Below are 18,323 nucleotides of genomic sequence, written 5' to 3'. Positions count from 1 at the left end.
TTCTTTCGCCTGCCTTTACTTACTTCTCTTTAAAATATTTTTCAGTTCCTCTACACTGTAATGATAAGCGGTATTACAGAAATGACATTTGACTTCAATTGGTTTGCCATCATTGATCATTTCCTGAATATCTTTTTTACCTACACTTGCCACAGCCTGTTCCACACGCTCTTTGGAACAGTTACAATAAAATCGTGTCGGCATCGTATCCGTAATTTCCAGACCGACATTGCCAAGCAGTTCTTCTAACAGCTGTTCCGGAGTATAGCCTTTGTCCAGAAGTTCTGTCACGGAAGTCACAAGTTTTAAGTTCTCTTCAATCTGGCTTATTGTTGCATCCTCTGCAAATGGCATCATCTGGATAATAAATCCGCCTGCAGTCTTAACTGTATTGTCCTTTTCCATCAATACTCCCAGACCTACTGAAGACGGTACCTGTTCCGAATTTGCAAAATAATAAGTCAGATCCTCTGCGATCTCACTGCTCACCAGAATCGTCTGTCCGGAGTATGGTTCTTTCAGTCCCATGTCTTTAATAACCTGCAAAAGTCCGATACCTACTGCTCCGCCAACATCCAGTTTACCATTCTTTGGTGGAAGCATCACATCCGGATTCTCAACATATCCCTTTACATCTCCCTTGCTGTCTGCTGTTACGGTAATCCCACCGATTGGTCCGTCTCCGCGTACCTGTAATGTCAGCATGTCTGTCTCATTCTTCATCATACTTCCCATCATCGTACCTGCTGTCAGCAGACGTCCAAGCGCTGCTGTCGCAACCGGACTTGTTCCATGGTGCTGTCTGGCTTCTTCTACTATCTCTCTCGTAATTGCAGCAAAAGCACGTACCTGTCCGTTTGCTGCTGTTGCTCTTACAATATAATCTTTCATACTTAACATCCTTTTCTAATCTTATCTTCTAAACTTACCTTCTCGTTTGATTTTCTTATTATCCTCTGACATTCCACATTCATGGAATCATCTTACCATCTTCTGACATTCCTGTGCTACAACACAGATCCTCTGGCTTGTATAAAGCGGTGCATCCTGCGTATATGCATCATAAGCGCCCAGATATGACAGTCCTGCTTTTTCAAGCAGTGTCTTTATCTTCTCCAGTGTATATGCTTTCTGGTAATGTACTTCCTGATATTTACGATACAATTCCGGATTCTCTGCACTTCTTACAAATAAAGACAGTTCATATTCATTAATCCGGTCTTCCTCATCATAATAATTATCCCAGATAAAACTGCATTCATCCCGGTCTTCTGCAAATACATTATCCGCAAGGATCTTCTGATATTTGTATTCTGTATTAAAATCAAACACGAAAATTCCGCCTGGATCGAGATAATTATTTACCAGCCGGAAAACTTCTTCCAGTTCGCTCTCCTCTGTAATATAGTTCACACTGTCACATACACTCACAACTGCGCGGACCGTTCCATATAATTCAAACTCACGCATATCCTGCAACAGATAAAGGATATCTTTTCCACTTTCTACTCTTTTATCCAGCGCAATTTCCAACATATCTTCGGAATTATCCACACCGATCATATCATATCCTCTGTCATTCAGGATCTCAGTCATTGTTCCGGTCCCACATCCCAGTTCCAGTACCAGTCCGTCTTTAATCCCATATTGTTCTAATACCTTCAGCAAATATTCTGCCCATTCTTCGTATGGAACATTATCCATGAATGTATCATAAACTTCTGCAAAATTCGTATATGCCTTCATTGATGCGCTCCTTTCTTCTGTCACAAGCTTTCCATATTATAACATAAGCATTAAACTTTTCAAATAGTTACTGCCAAAAGAAATGCTCACCACAACTGCTGTGATGAGCATTTTCTATTATACATGTTCATATATATTACAATCCAGACTCTTTAAGGTCTGCGTACATACCACATTCCGGACTGTACACTGGATACCTTAACAACGTCTCCTGTATGCGGTGCATGGATCATCTGTCCTCCACCAATATAAATTCCTACATGGCCGGAACGTACACATACGTCTCCCGGCTTTGGATTGCTTACACGTGGCCATCCTGCAAATGTACCTGATGTACCGATACGTGCATACCGTCCTGTCAGACAATAACTTACGAAACCGGAGCAGTCAAATGTGTTCGGTCCGCACGCGCCCCATACATATGGGCATCCAAGCTTTCCGTACGCACGGCTTACAACTGCGCTTCCTGAAGAATAATGTCCACCGCTGTTACCACCGCTATTATTACCACTGTTATTGCTTCCGCCATTATTGTTGCTTCCGCCATTATTGTTGCTTCCACCGTTATTCTTGTTACCACTGTTGCTGTTTCCGCTATTGCCGCTTCCACCGTTGTTCTTATTTCCGCTGTTGCTGTTATTATTGCTTGTATTGTTCTTGTTGCTGCCGCTTGTCTTCTGAGCCGCTGCTGCTGCAGCTGCTTCCTGACGCTGTTTTGCTTCGGCTGCTTTCGCTGCCGCTTCAGCCGCTTTCTGGATCTCGGAATCCAAATCTGCAACTTCTGCCTTCTTGGAAGTCAGCACTTTATCAAGATCATCCTGTTTTGTCTCGAACTGTGTCTGCTTCTTCTCCAGACTCTTCTGTTCTTTCTCAAGGTTCGTCTTCAGAGTTGCAACTTTCTTCTTTGTAGCAACATACTCCGCCAGTTTCTTTCTGTCATAATTATGTACATTCGTAACATACTCGGCTTTGTTTACCATATCAGAGAAGTTCGTAGAGCTTACCAGTGTCTCGAAAAATGTACTGTCGCCCTCTTCATACATATACTTGATACGAAGCTTCATATCCTCGTACTGTTTCTTCTCGTCTTTCTTGGCCTGTGTCAGATCCTTTGACGTTGTCTCGATCTTCTCACCTGTTACAACCAGCTCATCTTCCAGATTATTGATTTTCTCAATAATGCCTGTCAACTGTGTCTGCAATGAATCAACCTGTTTCTGTGCTGCCTTTTTATTCTGTTTTAAATCTTTTACCGAAGGTGCTGCCATTACAGGTGTCACGATCATCGAACTGGTCACTACAACTGATAATAGTTTCACTCCAAATTTTTTCATTATATCATCCTTTTTCTTAACATTTCTTTAATTCTAATTTGACATAGTATCACTATCTAGGGACGATTATACTCTATAAAAAACAATTTTGCAATAACTTTTAATAATTTTGTAACATTTACCAGAACTCTTATCTGAAAAGAAGATCGAATACACTCCTACTGGATATTCAGATTTGTATATCCCATCAGGCTCTTATCAACAGCCTCAGCCACTTCTCTTCCTTCACGGATCGCCCATACGACAAGTGATTGTCCGCGGTGCATATCGCCTGCTGTAAATACATGTTCTGCACTGGTCTTATATTCTCCCGGATTCGTACTTACATTCGTTCTCGCATTTACTTCTACGCCAAATGCTTTCGTAATATAAGATTCACTTCCCAGAAATCCTGCTGCGATCAGCACCAGATCGGTCTCCACCTCATATTCGCTGCCTGGTATTTCCACCATCATACGTCTTCCGGTTTTTGCATCCTGTTTTGATTCAAGCTTTACCAGAATTGCCTTGCAGACACGTCCGTTTTTATCTTTGACAAATCCTTTTACGGTTGTCTGGTATACTCGCGGATCCTGTCCGAATACTGCTGCAGCCTCCTGCTGCCCATAATCGGTCTTGCAGACTCTCGGCCACTCCGGCCACGGATTCATCTCTGTTCTCTGATCCGGTGCTTTCGGCATCATTTCCAGTTGTAAAACAGATGCCGCACCATGGCGCATGGATGTTCCAACGCAGTCATTTCCAGTATCTCCACCGCCGATAACCATAACTTTTCTTCCTTTGGCTGAAATATAAGTGTCTTCTTTTAATTCATGTTCAGGATTTGCCCAGAGTGCTTTCGTCGTAGATTTAAGAAAATCCACTGCAAAATAAATACCATCGGCTTTTCTTCCCGGAACTTTGATATCTCTTGGGTTGGACGCACCACAGCATAAGATTACACGGTCAAACTCCTTCAATATAGAAGAAGCCCGTTTATCTTTTCCGATATTGCAACTTGTCTGAAAAATCACACCTTCCTCTTCCATGATCTTTATCTTCCAATCGATAATCTGTTTTTCCAATTTCATATTCGGAATTCCATAGCGGAGAAGTCCTCCAACTTTGTCTTCCCTTTCAAAAACAGTGACATGATGTCCGCGACGGTTCAGAAGATCTGCTGCCGCCAGTCCGGACGGTCCGGAACCAACAATTGCAACTTTTTTTCCGGTGCGTACTTTCACCGGTCTTGCATCCGCATATCCCATTTTATACGCATGTTCTATGATGCCATATTCATTAGATTTTGTCGCTACTGCGTCTCCGTTCAATCCACATGTGCAGGCTGCCTCGCAAAGCGCCGGACATACTCTTGATGTAAATTCCGGGAAATTATTTGTTTTCTTTAATCTATAGTACGCTTCTTCCCAGTTCCCGTGATACAAAAGATCGTTCCACTCCGGAATCAGATTATGTAACGGGCATCCACTCGCCATTCCCATGATCATCTGACCAAACTGACAGAATGGTACACCACAGGACATACATCTTGCTCCCTGAATTTTCTGTTCTTCTTCCGATAATGGTTTATAAAACTCCTTAAAATTCCGGATTCGCTCCTTTGGCGCCTCTGCTTTCTTATCCTGTCTGTCATATTCCATAAATCCTGTTGCTTTTCCCATTTTGTGCGCCTCCTTATCTTCCTTCTTTGATCATGTAAAAAGCTTCGATTTTTGCCTGTTCACTGCTCATTCCCTGCTCTTCTAACTGGAGGATCGTTGTCATCATCTTCTCATAGTCAGCAGGAATGATCTTTTTGAATTTTGGAAGATAATCTGTGAAATGTTCCAGAATTTTTTTACCAATTTCTGAATTCGTATAAGCAACATGTTCTTCAATCATTGTTTTCAGTTCTTCTACATCCATCTTTGCTGTAACATGTTCAATATTTACAAGCTGTTTATTTACACTCAGATAGAGGTCATTATCTTCGTCCAGCACATAAGCAACTCCGCCACTCATACCTGCCGCGAAGTTTTTACCGGTTTTCCCAAGAACTGCTACACGTCCTCCGGTCATATATTCACAGCCATGGTCGCCTACACCTTCCACAACTGCTGTCGCACCGGAATTGCGGACTGCAAAACGCTCGCCTGCCATACCATTGATGTATGCTTTACCACTTGTGGCTCCGTAAAGTGCAACGTTTCCAATAATGATATTATCTTCGTGTTTGTATTTCACTCCTGTCGGCGGATATACGATCAGTTTACCGCCGGATAATCCTTTGCCAAAATAATCATTGCTGTCACCTGTAAGTTCCAGTGTCAGTCCTTTTGGAATAAATGCGCCAAAAGACTGACCGCCTGCGCCTTTGCACTTGATCACATAGCTGTCTTCATCCAGTCCTTCCGGATAACGTCTTGTAATCTCCGATCCGAAAATAGTACCAAATGTTCGATTGGTATTCGCAACGTCAATTTCGAGAACCCGTTTTTGTTTTTTCTCCAGTGCCGGAAGTAATTCTTTTATAAGTACCTTCTCGTCCAGTGTTTTTTCCAGCTCAAAATTGAAAACTTTCTTTGGATTAAAGGTCATTGGCACTGTCTTTTTATCATACGGATTATAAAGAATTTTACTTAAATCCAGGGTTTCTGCACGTTCAGACACCGGTACATCTTTTACTTTGAGGAGTTCTGTTCTTCCTACCAGTTCGTCAATCGAACGGACACCCAATTTTGCCATGTATTCCCTCAGATTCTGTGCCATAAAACGCATAAAGTTCACAACATATTCCGGTTTCCCGGTAAAACGTTTACGAAGCTCTGGATTCTGGGTTGCTACTCCTACCGGGCAGGTATCCAGATTGCAGACACGCATCATAACGCATCCCATTGTGACCAGTGGTGCTGTGGCAAATCCAAATTCTTCTGCCCCTAAAATAGCTGCGATTGCAACATCACGCCCACTCATTAATTTTCCATCTGTCTCGATCCGCACACGCTCTCTTAACCCATTGGCGATCAATGTCTGATGCGTTTCTGCAAGTCCCAGTTCCCACGGAAGTCCAGCATTATGAATCGAACTTCTTGGCGCCGCACCTGTTCCTCCGTCATATCCGGAGATCAGGATCAGACCTGCACCGGCTTTTGCAACACCGGCTGCGACTGTTCCAACACCGGCTTCGGATACAAGTTTTACTGAAATTCTTGCATCTTTATTTGCATTTTTACAATCGTAGATCAACTGTGCCAGATCTTCGATAGAATAAATATCATGATGTGGCGGTGGTGAAATCAGGCTTACCCCCGGCGTTGAATGTCTGGTCTTTGCGATCCACGGATATACTTTTCCTCCCGGAAGATGTCCACCTTCGCCCGGTTTTGCGCCCTGTGCCATTTTAATCTGGATTTCATTTGCGCTGACTAGATAACGGGATGTTACGCCAAATCTTCCAGACGCTACCTGCTTGATTGCAGAACAACGGTTTGTATCCAGACGTTCAATTTCTTCGCCACCTTCACCACTGTTTGATTTTCCATGGAGCTGATTCATAGCTATTGCCAGTGTCTCATGCGCCTCTTTGGAAATAGAACCGTAAGACATTGCTCCTGTCTTAAATCTTGTTACGATATCATCTACGCTCTCAACTTCTTCAATCGGAACGCCTTCTTCCGGGTAATTGAAGTCGAGTTGTCCACGCAAATTAATCTTTTCTCCTTCTGCATTGACCATCTCCGTATATTTCCGGAACATTTCATAATCACCACGTCTGGTTGACTGTTGCAGCATGTGGATTGTCTGCGGATTGTACAGATGTTCTTCGCCACCGCTCTTGGATTTATGATGCCCGACACTATCCAGTGTCAGCTCCACTTCCAGTCCAAGCGGATCAAATGCACGGGAATGTCTCGCACTGTAATCTTCCGATATTTCTTCAATTCCGATTCCTCCGACACGGCTGACCGTATCTGTAAAATATTTATCAATAAAACACTCTTTCAAACCGATCGCTTCAAAGATTTTTGCACCCTGATAAGACTGAATGGTGGAAATTCCCATCTTGGAGGCAATCTTTACAATTCCGCTGATAACCGCATGGTTATAATCGTCAACTGCAGCATAATAATCTTTCTGCAACATATCAGTATCAATAAGCTGGCGTATTGTCTCATGTGCAAGATACGGATTGATCGCACATGCACCATAGTCAAGCAGTGTTGCAAAATGATGGACTTCTCTCGGTTCTCCTGTTTCCAGAATAATAGCCACGGAAGTTCTCTTCTTTGTCCGTACCAGATGCTGCTGAAGTCCTGACAATGCAAGAAGTGACGGCATTGCCACATGATATTCGTCCACACCACGGTCGGAAAGGATCAGAATATTGGTTCCTTCACGGATTGCACGATCTACTTCGATAAATAAGTAATCCATCGCCTTTTCCAGACTGGAATTTTTATAATAAGTGATCGGGATTTCTGTAACCTGGAAACCTTCTGTTTTCATATTTTTAATTTTCAGCAAGTCTGTATCGGTAAGAATTGGATTATTTACCTTTAACATTTTACAGTTTTCTGCTTTTTCTTCCAACAGGTTGCCATCCTCACCAATATATACGGTTGTAGATGTTACGACTTCTTCACGGATTGCATCAATCGGTGGATTAGTAACCTGTGCAAATAACTGTTTGAAATATCCGAACAGATTCTGAGATTTCTGTGAAAGAACGGCAAGCGGGGAATCAATTCCCATGGCTCCAGTGCTTTCTGTTCCATTTTTCGCCATATTTAAAATAGAAGTCTTCACATCTTCATAAGAGTAACCGAATGCTTTCTGTAATCTTCCGAGTTCCTCCTCTGAATATGTCTCAATTTTCTGATTCGGTATTTTTAAATCTTTTAACTCGATCAAATTGCTGTCCAGCCATTCTCCATACGGCTGTCTTCTTGCATAAGATTCTTTCAGTTCATCGTCATCAATCACTTTACCTTTTATTGTATCCACAAGAAGCATCTTGCCCGGATGCAGACGCTCTTTAACAATGATCTTAGACGGATCAATATCAAGTACACCTACTTCAGAAGACAGGATCAACGTATCGTCTTCCGTAATATAATATCTGGAAGGACGTAATCCATTTCGGTCCAGTACTGCTCCCATGCAGTCACCGTCACTGAAAAGAATAGATGCCGGTCCGTCCCATGGCTCCATCATTGTTGCATAATACTGATAGAAATCTTTTTTCTTCTGTGACAGATTTTTTGTATTTGCCCATGGCTCCGGAATCGCGATCATCACTGCCAGTGGCAGTTCCATTCCGCTCATTACCATAAATTCGATGGCATTATCAAGCATCGCGGAATCGGATCCGGATGTATTGATCGCCGGAAGAACTTTATGCAATTCTCCTTTCAGACACTCAGATTCCATATTTTCTTCTCTGGCACGCATCTTATCCGCATTACCACGAATTGTATTGATCTCTCCATTATGCACAATGAACCGGTTCGGATGTGCTCTCTCCCAGCTCGGATTTGTGTTTGTACTGAATCTGGAATGTACCAGTGCAATTGCAGATTCATAGTCTTTATCCTGCAGATCCGCAAAAAAAGAGCGAAGCTGTCCGACAAGGAACATACCCTTATACGCAATTGTCCTACTTGAAAGAGACGCTACATAAGTATCATCACTGCTCTGCTCAAAGACTCTTCTTACAACATACAAACGTCTGTCAAAATCAATTCCCTGCGCAATATGCTCCGGTCTTTCAATAAATCCCTGCATAATGCATGGCATACAAGCTGCTGCACGGCTTCCAAGTACTTCCTCTTTTACCGGTACCTGTCTCCATCCCAGGAAATTCATTCCTTCCTTTCTGACAATAACTTCAAAAATCTTCTTTGCCTGTTCTCTTTTCAGTTCATCCTGCGGGAAGAAAAACATTCCCACACCATAATCTCTCTCAGAACGTAAAAGGATGCCGAGAGGTTCACAGACTTTGGAGAAAAACTTATGTGAAATCTGTAATAGAATTCCAACTCCATCACCTGTTTTACCTTCGGCATCCTTGCCAGCTCTATGTTCTAAATTTTCTACAATCTTAAGTGCATCTGCTACCGTGTTATGGGATTTCCTGCCCTTGATATTAACGATTGCACCGATACCACAGTTATCATGTTCAAACTCTGTGCGATACAAACCGGTATGCAGATTCTGCTTCTGCTCATACATACCTTTTCTTTCCTTTCTTATTTTTGTCCTACTATACTACAATTTTTCCAGCTTGTAAACCTCTTTTTTTCTTAAATTGTCAGATATTCAGATAATTGCTTGTATATATACAAAAATCTGACTTCTCTACTCTTGAGAAGTCAGATTTTCCTGATGCAAAGTCTGTTCCGGTTTGTTCGGATGATCCGGCTTTTCATCAATCCGCTGCATCCATACATACATACTGGAACCGATCGTTCCACATAAAACAGTAATAATGCCGATCCGCATCGGATTTTTTGCCATCCACTCAAACCAGTTGTAATGTGTTGCAAATACGGAAATCAGATTTGCAACCATATGTGCAAATATCGGTGCTTTCACAGAACCGTATTTTTCATACATATAAGCATATACCACTCCAAGGAAAAGTGCATATATCATCTGAACCATATTGCCATGCAGCAGGCTGAAGATCACTGCTGAATACAATGCCGCAGATAAAAATCCGCTCCGCATACGCAGCCTCTGAAAAACGAGTCCACGAAATACCAGTTCCTCACAGATTGGAACTAATATGCCAAGTGATACACCCTGTATCAGAAGCGGTGCGGAATAGAACCCCTGCATTACTGTCTGATACTCCTCGCTGACAGTTGTAATGTTGCCTATAATAAGCAGGTTGTTCACTCCTACGCATAATGTTGCACTTAAGAGCGCTACTGCACTGTATTTCCACAGCGGCGCTTTCTTATTCGGTGTAAATCCGGTAAGTTTCTCCCTGATCCTGTCTTTGTGGAACATGATAAGCAACACCGGAATTGTTACAAATGCCGCCACACCTTCTACATAGGAAGAAAGCCTTGCTGCTTCCTTTGTCACCGCTTTTAAAATCTGTACATAATCCTTCTGATATATGTTTGCAATCTGCTGTGCATAATCTGTCATCTGTGCCGACAGTCCATAATGTCTGATCATATATGCTGCCCCGATCGCTGCCGATGCCACACCGGATACAATCATACCGATCACTATTTTCACTACGATCGGTCCCCAGATATACCAGATCTGGTTCCCGTAACTGTTGCGATTCACCGGGGGTGTCTGTTGTCCGTTGTATTGATAATGATCCATAGTATTCCTCACTTTCTTCTGTCACTGTACTATTCTACTTCGAACACAACGAACATGCAATTAAAAAACTATTAAATATCTTTATATTTTATAATTCTCTTATAATCGTACTTTTACAACATCCACATCCAGATCCCACAGGAATTTGTCCAGATCCTTAAATGATAAAAATACTGTCGCTGTATTCTCCAGCGGATGGATTCCCATGCTTTTGCATTTACTGAGATCTTTATCAATGAAAAATTCTACTGCGTGATCGGTATCATTCATCAGTCCAAACGGTGTCACACTTCCCTGTTTTACTCCCAGATATTTTTCCAGACGTTCTTCAGATGCAAAACTTAAATTGCCTGCTCCGAGCTGTCTTCCAAGAGATTTTAAATCTACTTTCTTCTTCTCATCACAGGTAACAAGGAAATGTCTCTTTCCTTTAGAGTCTCTCAGAAAAAGATTCTTACATAAAGTTCCTTTTTCGGGAAGTCCTAGCCTATCCATATCTTCCATTGTATGCACCGGTTCATGTTCCACAACTTCATATTTAATTTTCAATTTATCAAGCGCATCATATACGCGTTTTTTCTGGTCTTCCATATTAAAAGCCCCTTTCTTCTCTTTGCAATTTCAGACAGTCTGTCTGTATTTACAAATAAACTTTTTATTTATTATATGGTATTTATTTAACGAAGTAAAGTGAAAATTTCTTGCACTTCTCGCTTATACTCCTCTATTGTCTGTGTTTTCTTGATTTTTCTTATTTTTTCCAGATGATCTGGATAATACCGCATCAAGTAAGTCCAGATTTCTTTCATTTTAAATAATACATATATTTCTTTCGGACTTGCTTCTTCATAATGAATGCAGATATCTTCCAGAAATGCTGCCATACGCTCTTTTTCTATCGAAAAGCCACCATAGCTTTGTATTTTCTTTTCATTTTTTAATTTCTCTGCTTCCAGTTCCATCAAAAGTCCCGGATTAGCGATCATTCCTCGTCCGATCATCCAGCAGTCTGTCTGTGGAAATCTCTGCTGCATCTCCTGGATATTTTTTACAGTATTCAGTTCTCCGTTATAGCAAAGACTGTGTCTGCTGTGTCCTTCGGCATATGCATACCAGGAAAGTCTTACCTCATGCATATAGTAATCCTTCTGTACTCGCGGATGAATGATCAACTCTTCCAGCGGATACTGATTATATATAGAAAGAATCCGTTCAAATTCTTCCGGTTCATCTCTTCCAAGCCTCGTTTTCACAGAGATTTTCACATCTTTTTCATTCGAAAATACGGTATCCAGAAATCGATCCAGTTCTTCCGTCTTTGCAAGGAATCCGGAGCCACGGTATTTTGATGCAACCGTCCTTGACGGACAGCCAAAATTCAGATTGATCTCTTCGTATCCATATCGTTTCAGTTTTTCAATCGTCTGTACACAGTCATTTCCATTGTTGCTTAAAATCTGTGGAACAACAAAAAGTCCTGCATTATGCGCAGGCAGAATCTCTTCCTGTTCTTTCAAATTCAGCCCGCGCTTACTATGCGGTACGAAGAAAGGTGTATAATATTTATCCATTTTTCGAAAATACTTATGATACGCGTTCCTGAAAATATAGGTCGTGATCCCCTCCATCGGGGCAAGGTAATACTTTGCCATCATGTTCTCCTTTTCATCTTTCAACATTCTAGCAAAGCTTTCTCACCACTGCAATGATTTTTATCCACTAGCTGTCTTGAAATAATTTTCCGATTGATCTAAACTTCGATCTGTACTGTTATTATCGTATGGCTCGGTGACTGGCTTGTTTAAATATTACGAACTAATCTCCCTGTTCTGTTTTTCTTTTCATTTTTTTCATTGTGTGCTATCATATCTGACGGAAATATAACAAAATCTAAAGGAGTATATCAAATGGAATTTTTAAAGAAAAATACGAAAGGGATCTTATTATGTCTCTGCATCGCTATTCCTTGCTGGATACTGGGACAACATTTTCCAATTATCGGCGGACCGGTATTCGGTATTCTTGCCGGGATGATCCTGACATTATTTATCAAAGACAAATCTGCTTTCCAGAGCGGAATTACTTTTGTATCAAAGAAAGTATTACAGTATGCTGTCATCCTTCTTGGGTTCGGGCTGAACCTGACTGTTATTCTGGAAACCGGGAAGCAATCACTTCCGATCATTGTAACCACAATCGCAACTTCTCTGATTCTTGCCTATGTATTGCATAAAATCATGCATATTCCGGGCAACATCTCTACTCTGGTTGGCGTCGGATCTTCCATCTGTGGTGGTTCTGCAATTGCAGCTACAGCACCGGTCATTGATGCAGATGATGACGAAGTCGCACAGGCAATCTCTGTAATCTTCTTTTTCAATATGATTGCAGCTTTACTGTTTCCAACGCTGGGCGGAATTCTTGGCTTTTCCACAACAAGCGGCGAATCATTTGGAATCTTTGCCGGAACGGCTGTCAACGACACCTCTTCTGTAACAGCAACGGCATCTACATGGGATTCTCTGTACCACCTGGGTTCTGCGACACTGGATAAAGCCGTTACCGTTAAACTGACACGTACACTTGCGATCATTCCGATCACTCTGGCACTTGCATTCATCCGCACACGAAGTCAGAAAGCTGAAGGCAAAAAAATAGAGCTGAAAAAAATCTTTCCAATGTTCATTCTTTATTTTGTACTTGCTTCTGTCATTACAACAATTGCGACTTCCTGCGGTATCTCCACAGATGTATTCACTCCACTGAAAACACTGAGTAAATTCTTTATCGTTCTAGCCATGAGCGCAGTCGGTCTGAATACAAATATTATCAAGCTCATCAAAACCGGTGGAAAACCACTTCTGCTCGGTTTCTGCTGCTGGGTTGGAATTGCTCTTGCCAGTCTTGGCATGCAGCATATACTTGGAATCTGGTAGGATATCTCTGCTGTAATAACAAAGTTATTACAGCAAAACGGCAGTTTATGGAATCAGATCTTTGAAAACATCTCAATTATATCTATCCACGAACTGCCGTTTTATTTTTTACTATTATTATAATTATCACAATCTCTGGCAGAAACTATCTCTGGCAGATTCCTTAAATATCAATTATTTTAACAAATCTGCATCGTCAAAATAATTGATATGCATTGCATCTTTCACATCATGCAGTGTCTGGGCTGCTTTTGCACGGGCAACTTCTGTTCCGGCTTTCAGAATATCATAAACATCTGTCTTTCTGCTTTCCCAGTCTTTTCTTCTTGCACGGATCGGCTCCAGTTCTGCCTGCATAACATTATTCAGGAATTTCTTAACTTTCACATCACCAAGACCACCTCGCTGATAATGTGCCTTTAATTCATCCAGATTTGCATAATCCGGTAAAAATTCTGCGAAATACTCATCCTTACAGAATGCATCCAGATAAATAAATACCGGATTGCCTTCTACCTGTCCCGGATCTTCCACACGCAGATGATTCGGATCTGTAAACATGGACATAACTTTCTTCTTAATGTCTTCCGGCTCATCAGACAGATAAATGCAGTTTCCAAGAGACTTGCTCATCTTCGCTTTACCATCAATACCCGGCAAACGCAGACATGCTTTATTAGACGGAAGAATGATCTCAGGCTCTGTAAGTGTCTCGCCATATACACTGTTGAACTTGTGTACGATTTCCTTGCACTGTTCTAACATCGGAAGCTGGTCTTCTCCAACCGGAACGGCTGTTGCACGGAAAGCGGTAATATCTGCCGCCTGGCTGATCGGATAGCAAAAAAATCCAACCGGAATACTTGCTTCAAAATTACGTTGCTGGATCTCAGCTTTTACTGTAGGGTTTCTCTGTACACGGGATACAGTAACAAGATTCATATAATAAAATGTAAATTCTGTCAGTTCCGGAACCATAGACTGAATGAAAATATTCGCTTTCTCCGGATCGATTCCGCAAGCAAGATAATCCAGCGCTACATTCATAATATTCTGACGTACCTTCTCCGGATGCTCTGCATTATCTGTCAGTGCCTGTGCATCCGCGATCATAATATAAATCTCGTCAAACTTACCGGAATTCTGCAGTTTTACACGCTCTTTCAGGGATCCTACATAATGTCCTACGTGAAGCCGACCGGTCGGACGGTCACCTGTTAAAATAATTTTGCTCATTCTTGTTCTCCTTACGCTATATCATTCACACATTTCCATACGGAAAGTGTATTTTTCTTAACCCTTTTATTATAAAGCGCGAACGACAGACCGTCAACAATACAGGCAACAAAAAAAGAAAAAGGCACTTACGCAGCGCCTCTTCCTTTTTTTTCACAGGCTTCTTCAAAAGCCTTTAATTTTCTCTTTGCATCTTCGCTCAGATTTTTCGGTACCTGGATTCGAACAGTTATATATTGATCTCCCCGTATATTTTTATCTTTCATAGATACGATTCCTTTGCCACGAAGTCTGATCTTCGTTCCAGACTGTGTACCCGGTGCGATTTTACACATAACCTTACCGGTCAGCGTCTGCACGATTGTTTCTCCTCCCAGCACAGCTGTTGTAAATGGGATTTGAACAGTACTGTATACATCTTTTCCTTTACGTTCATATCCCGGTTTCATGCTGACAGTCACTTTTAAGAACAGATCACCGTCTTTTCCACCGCCATATCCCGGACTGCCTTTGCCACGGAGCCGGATGCTCTGTCCGGTATCAATTCCGGCAGGTATCTTCACTTTCAGAGACTTCCGTTCTCCGCTTCCATCTGTCACATGGATCAGTTTTTCACATCCGAAAGCCGCATCATCAAAGGAAACTGTAATGTCCGCTTCCACATCTGCACCATCCTGTTGAAAACTCCTTCCATAACTTCTGTAGGAATCTCCGCCCTGGTGTCCTGTTTGTCTGCCGAAACCTCCAAATGAACTGTGTGTGCCGCCGAAACCATGAAACGCACCACCGAACATCTGCTTTAGGAAATCATCCATATCTCCATTTCCTTCGAAATGATATTCATGAAATGTACCATCCGGTCCTGCATAACGGTAAGTACCGCTACCAGACGCACTATCATTTCCATAAGCACCGCCGGCTCCCATAGATCCATCAAATGCTGCATGTCCATACTGGTCATACATTTTTCTTTTTTCTTTATCACTTAATATATTATATGCTTCGGTAGCTTCCTTAAATTTCTCCGCTGCCTGCTCATTTCCTGCATTCGTATCCGGGTGGTACTTTTTCGCCAGTTTACGGTAAGCTTTTTTTATTGTTCCGGTATCTGCGTTACGCGCAACTCCAAGAACATCGTAATAATCTCTTTTCGCCGCCATAAAATCCCTCCCGTTTTTCTTTATTGCTGTTATTTACACCCCACACAGAGTGTATTGTAATCTTGTTTTAACATTTTATGAAAACCATCTATATGAAGATTACCCCGCGGGATCATGCCCGCGAGGTAATACGAATTTTACATTGCAGCTCTGTTGTTATCCCTCAATGCTGATATAATGTTTCTTCTCTTCTACCGGTTTTGCTTCCTCTTTTGGAACGCTGAAGGAAAGAATACCATTCTCATATTTCGGATGGATATCTTCTTCTGTTACATGTTTACCTACATAAAAGCTTCTGCTCATGCTTCCTGCATAACGTTCTTTTCTGATGTAAGTTCCATCCTTCTTCTCTTCATCCTTATCCAGTCCTTTAGCTGCGCTGACTGTTAAAACTCCTTCTTTCAGTTCCATCTGGATCTCATCTTTCTTAAATCCAGGAAGATCAATATCTACTTCATAACCCTCTTTGGTATCTTTTACATCTGTCTTCATTAAGTTCTTTGCATGTTTACCATAGAGCTCTTTCTCCACATCCGGGAATTTCGGGAATGTAAAATCATTCATAAAATCATCAAATAAGTTTTCTCCAAAAATACTAGGCATCATCATAAGTCATATCTCCTTCCAATACTTTATAAATATTATTAAGCACATATGAAATATTCGTCTGGAATATCTGATGTGTTGTTATCTGGAACATCCAGGATTCCGGATTTCTAAGAAGTTCTTTCTTTTTACCCCTCTTCCTTTGTTCTAGTTGTACTATAACATTTACTATTAGCACTGTCAAGAGGTGAGTGCTAATATTTTTGTTATTTTTTTGCAAACCCTTTAAAATCAATGGTTTGCAGTATCTTATTTCTTTTGAAATTGTGATTTTTTCTGTTTTGACACCAATTTGACACCAATTTTTCTTTTTATGGTGTCAAGCATTTAACACCATACTATCTAGTCTTGCAATCTCATTTTCAATCCTTGTCAGCTCTCCAATATGATTGTACACTTCCATTGTTACATCTATATGAGCGTGTCCCATAATATATTGAAGAACTTTTACGTCCATACGGCACTCTGCCATTCTGGTACAAGCTGTGTGACGCATTACATGAGCTGAAAACTTTGGTAACAGCTCTGCTTTCCTATGCTCTTTTTTTGCTCTCTCTACTTCGGTTTTGTTATATGCGTCTACAATGTTATATAAAACACTATTTACGCCATTCGGCATAAGCGGTCTGCCCGATTTCGCTGTAAAGACAAACCCCGAATACCCGTCCACCTCAATGCTCTTATCCTTTGCAAGCATGAAATTGATTTTCCTTTGTTCCTCAAAGGCTTTTGCAACTTCTTGTGTCATAGGTATAATACGAATACCCGACTCCGTTTTTGGTGTTGATATATGGAACTTGCAACCGTCGCCTAAATTCTTATATATGAGCTGGTGGTCTACATTAACCGTTTTCGCCTTGATGTTTATATCTTTCCATGTAAGACCAATCAACTCCCCACACCTTAACCCCGTACCAATCATTATGGTAAACATGGGATAATATGTGTTATAGACATTGCTCTGTTTTACAAACTCCATAAACTTTTCTTGTTGAGAAACTGTTAAGGCTTCTTTTTCCTCTGCTGGTTTTCCATAATCACTAATGGAACTTTTTGCAGGGTTCTTTCGGATAATATCATCATCAACAGCCATTTCTAATGCAGGATAAAGCAGGTTGTGAATATACTTGATTGTAGAATAAGCATATCCAGCTTTGGAAAGTTTCGCATAATACGCTTTAATATGTGAGGGTAAAAGCTGAACAACTTTAATATTTCCAATCTCGTCTTTTACTCTGTTTTCCCAAGCACGAACATAACTAACTCTTGTAGTATCAGCCAGCTCACGAGTTGCCATATAACGCTCAAACAACGTGTTAAGCGTCATTTTTTTGATTGCTCCGTCTGTCAATATATTATCTTCCATATCTTTTGCAATCTGCTTCTCTTTTTCTCGAAGCTCTGGTAAATCTTGTGCATAGACTGTCAATCTCTTGCCTGTTCTTACATCTGTATAACGATAACTGTATCTTCCATCATTACGCCAGTTTTCGCCCTCTCTTAATTTTCTTCCTTTTGGGTCTTTTCTACTAATTGCCATGAGAACCATTCCTTTCTGAAAAAGCCTCTTTTCTTGTTCTCACAGCGTGCTTTGTCCTTTCTTATTATACTACACACGCCAGAGAACATAAATAGAAAATCGCTCTATTCTTCCAAATATAACAAGTATTTCTTGACTTTTTCTATGGAATAAAGAACCCTGCGACCTATCACAATTTTTGCTCCTGCCTGCTCGCCAATCTTTCTTGCAGTAGCACGACCACAAGATAACATAGCAGACAGTCCCTCTATATCAACAGCAATCGGCTGTTCCGTTGCTCTTATCTTCGTTTTATTCATATTCCAACACCTTACCTCGCTGGAACATCACATCATTTAACACATCAGTATTTAACATAATGTAACACCCCCTTTACTGTGTGTCTATTTTATAAGTTACATAAGCAGGCAGACGGCTTTGGAAAGCTCCGTTAGTATCTCAA

14 protein-coding genes are annotated in these 18,323 nt (G+C 41.2%); 1 reads left to right on the top strand and 13 read right to left on the bottom strand.

All coding sequences use genetic code 11. The features are described 5' to 3' along the window. Nucleotides 1-15 precede the first annotated feature (15 nt). The 8 genes from hslO to DXC04_RS12105 form a co-directional block, all read right to left on the bottom strand. Nucleotides 16-891, bottom strand: coding sequence for an Hsp33 family molecular chaperone HslO (gene hslO, locus DXC04_RS12140; protein ID WP_118661129.1), 876 nt, complete (start codon nt 889-891; stop codon nt 16-18). A gap of 87 nt (nt 892-978) precedes the next feature. Then, nucleotides 979-1,746 (bottom strand): class I SAM-dependent DNA methyltransferase, encoded by a 768-nt coding sequence (locus DXC04_RS12135; protein ID WP_118520104.1) that lies wholly within the window; start codon nt 1,744-1,746, stop codon nt 979-981. A 152-nt stretch (nt 1,747-1,898) separates the two neighbouring features. Next, nucleotides 1,899-3,080 (bottom strand): coiled-coil domain-containing protein, encoded by a 1,182-nt coding sequence (locus tag DXC04_RS12130; RefSeq protein WP_118661128.1) that lies wholly within the window; start codon nt 3,078-3,080, stop codon nt 1,899-1,901. 158 nt (nt 3,081-3,238) lie between these two features. Beyond that, on the bottom strand, nt 3,239-4,741 hold the full coding sequence (locus tag DXC04_RS12125) for a glutamate synthase subunit beta (RefSeq protein ID WP_118661127.1): 1,503 nt from the start codon (nt 4,739-4,741) through the stop codon (nt 3,239-3,241). A gap of 13 nt (nt 4,742-4,754) precedes the next feature. Then, nucleotides 4,755-9,290, bottom strand: a complete 4,536-nt coding sequence (gltB, locus tag DXC04_RS12120) for a glutamate synthase large subunit (RefSeq protein WP_118661126.1) — start codon at nt 9,288-9,290, stop codon at nt 4,755-4,757. A gap of 126 nt (nt 9,291-9,416) precedes the next feature. After that, nucleotides 9,417-10,403, bottom strand: coding sequence for a CPBP family intramembrane glutamic endopeptidase (locus DXC04_RS12115; RefSeq protein WP_118661125.1), 987 nt, complete (start codon nt 10,401-10,403; stop codon nt 9,417-9,419). 99 nt (nt 10,404-10,502) lie between these two features. Next, a complete protein-coding gene (locus DXC04_RS12110; RefSeq protein ID WP_021861407.1) occupies nt 10,503-10,994 on the bottom strand; it encodes a prolyl-tRNA synthetase associated domain-containing protein in 492 nt (163 codons plus the stop codon). A gap of 86 nt (nt 10,995-11,080) precedes the next feature. Continuing rightward, nucleotides 11,081-12,082, bottom strand: a complete 1,002-nt coding sequence (locus tag DXC04_RS12105; RefSeq protein ID WP_243112150.1) for a tRNA-dihydrouridine synthase family protein — start codon at nt 12,080-12,082, stop codon at nt 11,081-11,083. Between the two features lie 228 nt (nt 12,083-12,310). Here DXC04_RS12105 and DXC04_RS12100 point away from each other — a divergent pair, with 228 nt between their 5' ends. Next, nucleotides 12,311-13,339 carry a YeiH family protein gene (locus DXC04_RS12100; RefSeq protein ID WP_118661124.1) on the top strand — a complete coding sequence of 343 codons (1,029 nt, stop codon included), beginning with the start codon at nt 12,311-12,313 and terminating at the stop codon, nt 13,337-13,339. Nucleotides 13,340-13,513: 174 nt separating this feature from the next. On the opposite strand, the gene trpS is transcribed toward DXC04_RS12100, so the two are convergent. The 5 genes from trpS to DXC04_RS12075 form a co-directional block, all read right to left on the bottom strand. Beyond that, nucleotides 13,514-14,575, bottom strand: a complete 1,062-nt coding sequence (gene trpS / locus DXC04_RS12095) for a tryptophan--tRNA ligase (protein WP_117537379.1) — start codon at nt 14,573-14,575, stop codon at nt 13,514-13,516. Between the two features lie 128 nt (nt 14,576-14,703). Beyond that, nucleotides 14,704-15,735, bottom strand: a complete 1,032-nt coding sequence (locus tag DXC04_RS12090; protein WP_118661123.1) for a DnaJ C-terminal domain-containing protein — start codon at nt 15,733-15,735, stop codon at nt 14,704-14,706. A gap of 156 nt (nt 15,736-15,891) precedes the next feature. Then, nucleotides 15,892-16,344, bottom strand: coding sequence for an Hsp20/alpha crystallin family protein (locus DXC04_RS12085; protein ID WP_021861412.1), 453 nt, complete (start codon nt 16,342-16,344; stop codon nt 15,892-15,894). A 316-nt stretch (nt 16,345-16,660) separates the two neighbouring features. Further along, nucleotides 16,661-17,881: a tyrosine-type recombinase/integrase gene (locus DXC04_RS12080; protein ID WP_009243513.1), complete on the bottom strand. Its 1,221-nt coding sequence runs from the start codon at nt 17,879-17,881 to the stop codon at nt 16,661-16,663. Between the two features lie 104 nt (nt 17,882-17,985). Beyond that, complete coding sequence (locus DXC04_RS12075; protein WP_004614488.1) at nt 17,986-18,180, bottom strand: hypothetical protein; 195 nt, start codon at nt 18,178-18,180, stop codon at nt 17,986-17,988. Nucleotides 18,181-18,323 lie beyond the last annotated feature (143 nt).

Origin of the sequence: Dorea sp. OM07-5, from assembly GCF_003481355.1 — a bacterium.
GTDB lineage: Bacteria > Bacillota > Clostridia > Lachnospirales > Lachnospiraceae > Dorea_D > Dorea_D hominis.
Note: the sequence above shows the minus strand (reverse complement) of the source record. Positions and strands in the feature narration are given on the sequence as shown.

Coding starts and splice junctions, on each gene's coding strand:
- hslO (WP_118661129.1), bottom strand. CDS start 891: ATGAAAGATTATATTGTAAGAGCAACAGCAGCAAACGGACAGGTACGT.
- DXC04_RS12135 (WP_118520104.1), bottom strand. CDS start 1,746: ATGAAGGCATATACGAATTTTGCAGAAGTTTATGATACATTCATGGAT.
- DXC04_RS12130 (WP_118661128.1), bottom strand. CDS start 3,080: ATGAAAAAATTTGGAGTGAAACTATTATCAGTTGTAGTGACCAGTTCG.
- DXC04_RS12125 (WP_118661127.1), bottom strand. CDS start 4,741: ATGGGAAAAGCAACAGGATTTATGGAATATGACAGACAGGATAAGAAA.
- gltB (WP_118661126.1), bottom strand. CDS start 9,290: ATGTATGAGCAGAAGCAGAATCTGCATACCGGTTTGTATCGCACAGAG.
- DXC04_RS12115 (WP_118661125.1), bottom strand. CDS start 10,403: ATGGATCATTATCAATACAACGGACAACAGACACCCCCGGTGAATCGC.
- DXC04_RS12110 (WP_021861407.1), bottom strand. CDS start 10,994: ATGGAAGACCAGAAAAAACGCGTATATGATGCGCTTGATAAATTGAAA.
- DXC04_RS12105 (WP_243112150.1), bottom strand. CDS start 12,082: ATGTTGAAAGATGAAAAGGAGAACATGATGGCAAAGTATTACCTTGCC.
- DXC04_RS12100 (WP_118661124.1), top strand. CDS start 12,311: ATGGAATTTTTAAAGAAAAATACGAAAGGGATCTTATTATGTCTCTGC.
- trpS (WP_117537379.1), bottom strand. CDS start 14,575: ATGAGCAAAATTATTTTAACAGGTGACCGTCCGACCGGTCGGCTTCAC.
- DXC04_RS12090 (WP_118661123.1), bottom strand. CDS start 15,735: ATGGCGGCGAAAAGAGATTATTACGATGTTCTTGGAGTTGCGCGTAAC.
- DXC04_RS12085 (WP_021861412.1), bottom strand. CDS start 16,344: ATGATGATGCCTAGTATTTTTGGAGAAAACTTATTTGATGATTTTATG.
- DXC04_RS12080 (WP_009243513.1), bottom strand. CDS start 17,881: ATGGCAATTAGTAGAAAAGACCCAAAAGGAAGAAAATTAAGAGAGGGC.
- DXC04_RS12075 (WP_004614488.1), bottom strand. CDS start 18,180: ATGAATAAAACGAAGATAAGAGCAACGGAACAGCCGATTGCTGTTGAT.